Origin of the sequence: Parabacteroides sp. PF5-6 (genome assembly GCF_029504695.1) — a bacterium.
In the GTDB taxonomy this organism is placed as follows: domain Bacteria; phylum Bacteroidota; class Bacteroidia; order Bacteroidales; family Tannerellaceae; genus QVMG01.
The window spans coordinates 131,715-139,497 of record NZ_JAQFIN010000009.1; the positions used below are offsets into that span (position 1 = coordinate 131,715).

Annotated in this window: 6 protein-coding genes; 2 read left to right on the plus strand and 4 right to left on the minus strand. The window is 50.7% G+C overall.

Going from position 1 to position 7,783, the window contains the following annotated elements:
• Positions 1 to 49: 49 nt before the first annotated feature.
• The 4 genes from M2133_RS11580 to M2133_RS11595 form a co-directional block, all read right to left on the minus strand.
• On the minus strand, positions 50 to 466 hold the full coding sequence (locus M2133_RS11580; RefSeq protein ID WP_277466296.1) for a PIN domain-containing protein: 417 nt from the start codon (positions 464 to 466) through the stop codon (positions 50 to 52).
• Positions 466 to 705, minus strand: coding sequence for a DUF6364 family protein (locus tag M2133_RS11585; protein ID WP_277466297.1), 240 nt, complete (start codon positions 703 to 705; stop codon positions 466 to 468). The genes M2133_RS11580 and M2133_RS11585 overlap by 1 nt, the downstream gene beginning before the upstream one ends.
• 75 nt (positions 706 to 780) lie before the next feature.
• Positions 781 to 1,470, minus strand: a complete 690-nt coding sequence (locus tag M2133_RS11590; RefSeq protein ID WP_277466298.1) for a response regulator transcription factor — start codon at positions 1,468 to 1,470, stop codon at positions 781 to 783.
• Complete coding sequence (locus tag M2133_RS11595; RefSeq protein ID WP_277466299.1) at positions 1,467 to 3,032, minus strand: HAMP domain-containing sensor histidine kinase; 1,566 nt, start codon at positions 3,030 to 3,032, stop codon at positions 1,467 to 1,469. Before M2133_RS11595 ends, M2133_RS11590 begins: the two co-directional genes overlap by 4 nt.
• 160 nt (positions 3,033 to 3,192) lie before the next feature.
• Between M2133_RS11595 and M2133_RS11600 the strand changes: the two genes are divergently transcribed.
• Both M2133_RS11600 and M2133_RS11605 read left to right on the plus strand, forming a co-directional pair.
• Entirely contained in the window at positions 3,193 to 4,056 is an 864-nt protein-coding gene (locus M2133_RS11600) for a GLPGLI family protein (protein WP_277466300.1), read from the plus strand.
• Positions 4,057 to 4,295: 239 nt separating this feature from the next.
• Entirely contained in the window at positions 4,296 to 6,827 is a 2,532-nt protein-coding gene (locus tag M2133_RS11605) for a TonB-dependent receptor (protein WP_277466301.1), read from the plus strand.
• Positions 6,828 to 7,783 lie beyond the last annotated feature (956 nt).

Below are 7,783 nucleotides of genomic sequence, written 5' to 3' on the forward strand. Positions count from 1 at the left end.
ATCGGCGCAAAGGTAAACATTTACGCTTAATACCTAACGTTACAAGCGGTTATAAATTGTGTGCATTCAGATATTCCCGGGCAGTAAAAACGGGCAGGCGGGAGTGTTTAAAGTCTTTTTTATTCCGGGTAATGATCATGTCTAAATGGTTTTGTAGGGCGCTGTGGTACTGAATAGCATCCTCGAAGTCCTTAAAATCGGAATGAAGCGCCAACTCGATGATCTTATCATCCACCGGCAGGGTCTTTACGAGTATCTTCAGTTTGTTTAACGCTTTGCGCACATGCTCCGAAGCATGGTGTTTACACAATATATAATAGATATTGGCAAAAGTCAATGCGGAAACAGACAACTCCACCTCGCCTCTATCGGCTAAAGTGAACAACTCCTGGGCTTCTACGTAAAAGTCTTCCCGTCGGGCCAAGAGGTCGATCACAATATTGGTATCGACTAATAAACGATCCATCAATTGTATTTCTGATCTAAGTAATCGCGGTATTCTTTCCGGTCGTCCTGTGGTTCCGGAATGATCCCGGTCAGGCTTTCAACCAGTTCGCTGACTTCCACGCGCCGTTGAGGTTCCTTTGTCAAAGAACCCAGGTAGTTCTCAATCAGATTGGACAGACTTACATGGTGCCTTTTCGCGTAGACTTTCGCCTCTTCCACGATCGATCGGTTGACATTCAGTGTTAATTTAGTGTACATAACGAAGCTTTTCTCACATGAATACGTCTTATTACGTACAAATATATAAATTATATACGTAATACGCAAATCTTCTTACCCTTTACTACTCAATATATACCCTTTCCGGGGCAGGGAGAGGATCTGCAAAGTGGTATCGTGGGCGATGGCTTTCCGCAGATAGGTGATTTGCACGTTAAGCGCCAGGGAGTTCGCATAGGAAGTGTCGCCCCAGACGGTGGTCAATAAGAGATCACGGCTGACAACATGGTCCGTATTCTTCGCCAGCAGGCGCAGGATCTCTGCCTGACGGGAGGTGATCAGGGTCTTGTTGTTCACGGTGCGGAGCTCGTTCGTACTGTAGTTGAAGGTGGTATTGCCAAAGGTATAGATCTCGTCGGATAGGGTTTCCGGTTGCTGAAGGGCCAGACGCTCTTTGATGCGCGCCAGTAATTCCTCCGGATAGAAGGGTTTGGCCAGGTAGTCGTTGCCTTTCAGGCTAAACCCTTTCAGACGGTCGCTCTTATCCGAGCGGTCGGAGAGGAAGAAGATCAATGTATGGCGGTCGGTCTGCCGGATCTTCTCCGCCACTTCGAAGCCATTCAGGCCGGGCATATTGATATCGAGCAATACTAAATCAGGCTTTACCTGCGGAAACTGCTCCAATGCTTTCACCCCATTGCCGGTATAGGTCACGTCGTAGCCTTCGCGCTCGAGGAAACGCTTGATAACCAAGGAATACTTCAGGTCGTCGTCGGCAAAAAGAATCTTTATCGGGCGGTTCATTGCGGTAAGTATAAAGTGATGGAGGTACCTTCGCCCAGGCGGCTCTGTAATGCCACCGAACCCTGGTGCGCCTCACTGATTAATTTGACATAACTCAAACCCAATCCCAAGCCCGGCAGGGTGATATCGGGCATATTGCTTCCCCGGTAGAACTTGGCAAAGACCTTATCCTGCTCGACCGACGGGATACCGATGCCGTTGTCCGAAACCGTCAACACCAGTTCATTCGCCTTCCGCCGCGCTTCGATCGTAATCTCCACCTGTTCGCCCGAATACTTGATGGCATTCTCGATCAGGTTGCTCAGGATATTGGCCACATGGATCGGATCGGCTTCCACCCAGGGCGATTCCATCTCGAAACGGGTATCCAGCCGCACGGCTTTCCCGGCAGGGATATGGGTCAGACGGATCACCTTCCGGATCAATTCCTGTAAATCAAAGCGGCTGATATGCAAAGGGGTCACCTCCTGATCCGCTTTGATCATATCGCGCAATTTATTGAGGTAGGCCGAGAGGTTATCGAGTTCGAACATAGAATCCTGCACGATCTGCTGCGTCATGCCCTCGTCCGAACGCATCTCTTTATCGCCCAGAAAAGCGACAAAGGTCTTCAGCGTCTGCACCGGACGTTTCAACTCGTGGATCATCGTATTGACGAAATGCTGGCGCATCTCCCCGACCTTGTGTTGTTTCAGAATGGTCTTGATCTGAAAGACCAGGCAACCGATCAAAAGCAACACAAGCCCGAAAGCCAAGACCAACTGCGCCGCCATCTTATGAAAAATCGGAAGCGAAGGCAAAGCGGCTTCGATAGAGATGCCCAACTGCTGAAAGGGGCTATAGGCATAGTCGTACGTAATGCGCGGAGAAAACAGGGTTCCCGTCCGCTTCCACGCGCTTTCCGCCATCACGCTATCGGCCGGCTCCCACGGGGAAAAGGTGAAATGAATATCGGGCGACTTCTCTTGCAACAATGAATCCATCAGCGACACCCGGAACGCATTCGTCTGGTTGACCATCGCGCGGTTCATGCCCCAGATCACCGAGTCTTCCGGCAATTTGGCACTGAAAAGAAGGTTGAGCCACTTCTGTTTCATTTGACCCTGCGGCACCTCGTTCGGATCCTGGAATTTGATATTATTATGTTGTAAATCAATCCGTACATTACCCAGCTCACGCAGTGCTTCCGGGCTCATACTCTTGATCACTTTCATCACCGAGTCGCGCAACAGGTCGGTTCCCTGATGGATAAAAGTAGAATCTTCCCAAGAGGGTTTACGCTTTCCCGAGGTGAAAGCCATCGTTGTCTTCTTGCGCGGCGACTGGTCCGACTCACCATCGGCCATCTCGCTGGTCAGGGAATACGAGAACGTGCCGCCGCTCTCTTCTTTCCGCCGGGTCAATTCTTCTTCGCCCGCCGCCTGGATGGTCCGGGCAATGGCTTCGGTATGCGAATCGATCACGTACTGATACTGGGTAAACAGCCAGTAGCCCTGCACGCCGATCAACACCAGGGCGGAGATCAGGGATAAGATCCAGACTATTTTGATGCGCTTTTCCATCGTCCTTTGTTTGTTGTGCAAAGATAAACGCCTTGGCGAGAGTATCAAGGTACGCGAGAGCCTTTTAATTCATGGCGTAATATTTCAGTAATAACTTTCGGGCGGGCGGCTGTTTTCTCTCTCTATTTTTGTGGCAGAAAACATTCAAAAGAGAAAAGAGATGAAACGAACAACTGTATTTCTTAGTATGTGTCTGTGTCTGAGCCTGAGCGGCATGGCCCAGGTGGTGATCAATATCCCGAACCTCAGCGACGGGATGAAAGCGGAGCCGATCGATGAAGTCCGGTTTATCGCGCAATACGAACTGACCAGTGTGCCCGATACGTTGAAACCGGATAAGACCGACAACGAGACGATGATGTTGAAGGTGGGCGATAAGAGTTCGCAGTATTACAGCTATACCCGTTTTGTGACCGACTCCCTCTTCCGCGAACAGATCCGGAAAAGCCCCGACGGGCGAGTGATGAACCGACAGAGCTCCGACGCCAATCCCGGGCGGCAGACGGCACAGGTATTTAAGAATTATCCGGCAGGAAAGACAACCACCCTCGATCAGATCGCGTCGAGCCGTTTCCGTTGTGAAGAGAAAAACGAGATCCCGCAATGGGAACTGCTGGAAGATACCTTGACGATCCTCTCCTACCCCTGCCAGAAAGCGGTCTGCACGTTCAAAGGGCGCGACTACGAAGCCTGGTTCACCACCGAGATCCCACGCAGCGAAGGTCCCTGGAAACTGCAGGGACTGCCCGGACTGATCCTGCGGGCGCAGGACACGCAGGGGCATTATCGCTTCGAATGTACCGGCATCATCCGCCCCCAGGACGAGGAGAAACTGATGTTTGGCGCCGATGGCTACCAGCCGGTCTCGCGCAAAGACCTGAACACGGTCTACAAACGGTATGCCGCCGACCCGATCGGGTATGTCACCTCTACCTCCCCCAATATGAAGATCGTCATGAAAAGTCCTGACGGACAAGACTATCGCCCAAAAGACACGCCGTTCAATCCGATTGAGAGGGAGTGATATCTTGATATCAAGTATGCATTTCCAGCTCCCCGCCTTGGTTAAGGCGGGGGGGGACCGCTGCTTGCAGCGGTGGGGCGGTTTGTATTCTTTACAAATGAGAAATACCTATTTCTTTTTTCTCCCACCACCCCACCATCGCAAGCGATGGTCCCCCCCTCCTCGGGCAGGAGGGGAGCCGAGATAGTATCAGTATCCTCAATATTTCACACTGTCAAATCCTCTAATCCTATATTGTCATGAAACAAATAATCTCCATCCTACTTCTTATTTTCTGCCTCTCCTTCCCCCTCCCCGCCCAGCAACAGACGGAGATTCGAGGAATAGTCAGAGACGCGAAGACCGGGGAACCCATCGAGATGGCTACGGTTAAACTATTGAAGGGAGAAAGCGAGAAGCTGGTCAACTACACCCTCTCCAATGAAAAGGGCGAGTTCCTGATCCGTCGGGCGGCTGCGGGCGGCGACTCACTGATAATCGCCGTGACGCTCCTGGGCTATAAAGAGATGAAACTGCCCGTGCAACCGGACGGTATGCATTCCTTCGCTCTGGAACAGGCGGCTTTTGACCTTCGGGAGGTGGAGATACGCCCCGGACGGGTCTGGGGGCAACAGGATACGATCAATTACGATGTCGCCCAGTTCCTTTCGGCCGGCGACAATACGATCAAAGATGTGATCAAGAAACTGCCCGGAGTGGATGTGGACGACCTCGGACGCATCTCGTACAACGGCAAGCAGATCAGTAACTTCTATGTCGAAGGCATGGACCTGACCGACGGGAGATACGGGCAGATCAGTAATAACCTCGACGCCAAAGCGGTGGAGAAGGTGCAGGTACTGGAGAATCACCAGCCTATCCGTATCCTGAAAGACAAGGTGAAGACCGAAGATATCGCCATCAACCTCAAACTGAAAGAGGATTTCAAAGGTAAATGGATGGCGACGATCCGGGCGGGCATGGGCGCCGCCATTGGGGCGGAGACAGGCAGAAGCGGGTCCGAACTGTTGTGGGATGCCAACCTCAATGCCTTGCAAATCAGTCGCAACCGCCAATCGATCTACGGCTACAAAGCGAACAACCGGGGTGTGGATATCACCGAAGAGATGATGGATCTGGCTTCGCTCAGTGCCCTGCGCATGAACGAAGCGGCCGCGCCCGCTTTCCTCTCCCTGCCTTCCCTGCAGGCGCCATTGAAAAAGGAAAAGACGTTGTGGAACGATATGCATACCTTATCGGGCAACCGCCTGTATCGCCTGAATGAGAATACCCACCTGCGCCTCAACGCGGCCTACACCCATGACGAGCGAAAACAGGAACGAGGAAGCGAAACGACCTATTTCCAGACCAACGATACGACTTCGATCGCGGAGCAAAGCCGCAACACCCTGCGCACCGACCGGGGAGAAATCAAGCTGGCCATCGAAAAGAATGCCGATTCGCATTTCTTGAACAACCGCTTCTCGACCTCGGGCGAATGGGGGCGCGCTTTGAGTCAATTTACCGGCATACGTCCGGTCGATCAACAGATCCGGCAAACGGATCTACTGGCCAAGAATGAATTCAAGGCCAACTGGAACAAAGGAACGACCACCTATGAGGTCGCCTCTTTCATGCGCTACGCCCACCAGCCGGGCGAACTGATCGTGAACGGCGAGAAGACGAAATTGCCACTCAATCAGTTTTATACCGAGAACTCTTTTGCCGCCCTCTTGAAAAAAGGGGTCTTCACCCAACGCTATACGGCTGGCTTCAAAGGGGAACTGAATACGATAGCGAACGGGTACAGCCCGTATCTGTCGACCAACTGGCAGGCGACAGTCGACAAATGGCAGTGGTTTATGCACCTGCCAATCACCTGGACACGTTATCCGGGCGTTGACTTCTCTCGCCTGGCAGCTAATCCGTCCCTGTCGGTGACTTATAAATACAACTACGCCTGGCGCTTCCGCATGAATGCCGGCTACCGGGAGACGTACGGCGACGTGACCGCCCTATATAATATAATGTATCAGACGAATTACCTGCAAGCGATACAAAACAACGGGCAGCTCCCTGTGCAACGCCTGCAGAACTACGGCTTGTACGGCGAATATAAAAATACGATCCGGGAATTCTTTGCCACCCTTTCATTGAACTATACGCGCAACTGGTCGAATCTGACGTACGAACAGGTGGTCACACCCGAATTGGTCACCCGCCTGGCACACAACGAATCCACCCAAGGGGAAAACTGGTCATTGCGGGGCACCCTCTCCAAAAGTTTCTTCGACTGGAACATGAAGGCTTCCCTTGACTATCAATTTGTGCGACAGAAAGCAGAAATGATCAGCCAGGGCAAGCGCCTGCCTTTCCGGTCGGAATATATGATGTACGAACCCAAGATCTCCTGGTCGCCCAACCGCCGTTGGGAAACCAGCTACCAGGGCAACTTCCGCTACGGCGGCAATAAGGTTGGGGAAAACAAGCTCTCGCCGCTTTGGAATATGGTGCAGAAACTGTCTGTGTCGTACAACCTCTTCCCGGTCGAACTGAACCTCTCGGCCGACCATTATTATAATGATATCAGCCGCGAGCAATCCGTCAACGCTTTCTTCTTCGACGCCGCATTACGTTGGAAAACAGGCACCTGGCAATTCGAATGCACGCTCACAAACCTCTTCGACAAGCGGCAATACAGCTATACCCAATACAATTCCCTGCAAAGCTACACCTCCTGGATCCATATCCGCGGCCGGGAATTCCTCGTTTCCGCCCAGTATCGGTTCTGATTTCTCACCCCGGAAACAACAACGCATAAGCCCCTGTAAATAAACAAAATGCCGGGACCATTCATTTGTTGATAATTATCAACAGATCTGTTGATAGTTATCAACAAATCTGTTGACAATTGTCGACAAATGTGTTGACGGTTATCAACAAATAAATAGTCTTGACGAAAAGAAAGCATAGTCTTGCGGATTGGGCAGTGCCTTTCTGGGCATTGTGGGTTGAATGGTTGATATTTGAGGATTTTTCCCATTGTCTGAATCAAGATTCTCAGGATTTAATAAATTAGCAGGATATCAAGAGGCAATCCCTGATTCATATACACTGTGTGGTTAGCGAGCGCAGCGAGTGGCCGGAGGCCTCTCTTTTGCCGTCAGTTGAAACTGACGGTTTTAAAGATGTGAGGCGCAGCCTCTTCCGCTGTGGGTTTCAACCCCAGCATCACGTTTTAAACGGGTTAAAACCCAGAGCGGTATTCGGCTAAAGCCGGGATTCCATTGTCCGTCAGTTGAAACTGACGGCAAAAGAAAGCCTGCGGCACTCGCTTCGCTCGCTCAAATTCAGTATTTTAATCCTGCTAATTTATTCAATCCTGAGAATCCTGATTCAGACAGTTTTCTTCAGATTTTGTCCAATTCTCCTACCCCAGCAAATAGATTCCTCCCGGGAAATCCAGTTCTTTACTATATAGATGACATATTCACCTACCCTATTTCTTCGCAAATCTCCCTTCCGATGATCTATTTACAACTCGTTTTGATATTTTTAACTACGCTAATTTCAAGGAGAAGAATCGCCTTGTTAGATACTTTTACCCCTCTTTTGCGCAGGCATACCCCTGTTTTTGATATGTTTTCCATTGCTTTTGAGAGAATATTGATGCTTTTAACTTTGTTTAACCTTAAATACTTGCAGGGGTGATTCTCCGCCTATATATTTGCATCGTGAATGAGAGATA

Coding starts and splice junctions, on each gene's coding strand:
- M2133_RS11580 (WP_277466296.1), bottom strand. CDS start 466: ATGGATCGTTTATTAGTCGATACCAATATTGTGATCGACCTCTTGGCC.
- M2133_RS11585 (WP_277466297.1), bottom strand. CDS start 705: ATGTACACTAAATTAACACTGAATGTCAACCGATCGATCGTGGAAGAG.
- M2133_RS11590 (WP_277466298.1), bottom strand. CDS start 1,470: ATGAACCGCCCGATAAAGATTCTTTTTGCCGACGACGACCTGAAGTAT.
- M2133_RS11595 (WP_277466299.1), bottom strand. CDS start 3,032: ATGGAAAAGCGCATCAAAATAGTCTGGATCTTATCCCTGATCTCCGCC.
- M2133_RS11600 (WP_277466300.1), top strand. CDS start 3,193: ATGAAACGAACAACTGTATTTCTTAGTATGTGTCTGTGTCTGAGCCTG.
- M2133_RS11605 (WP_277466301.1), top strand. CDS start 4,296: ATGAAACAAATAATCTCCATCCTACTTCTTATTTTCTGCCTCTCCTTC.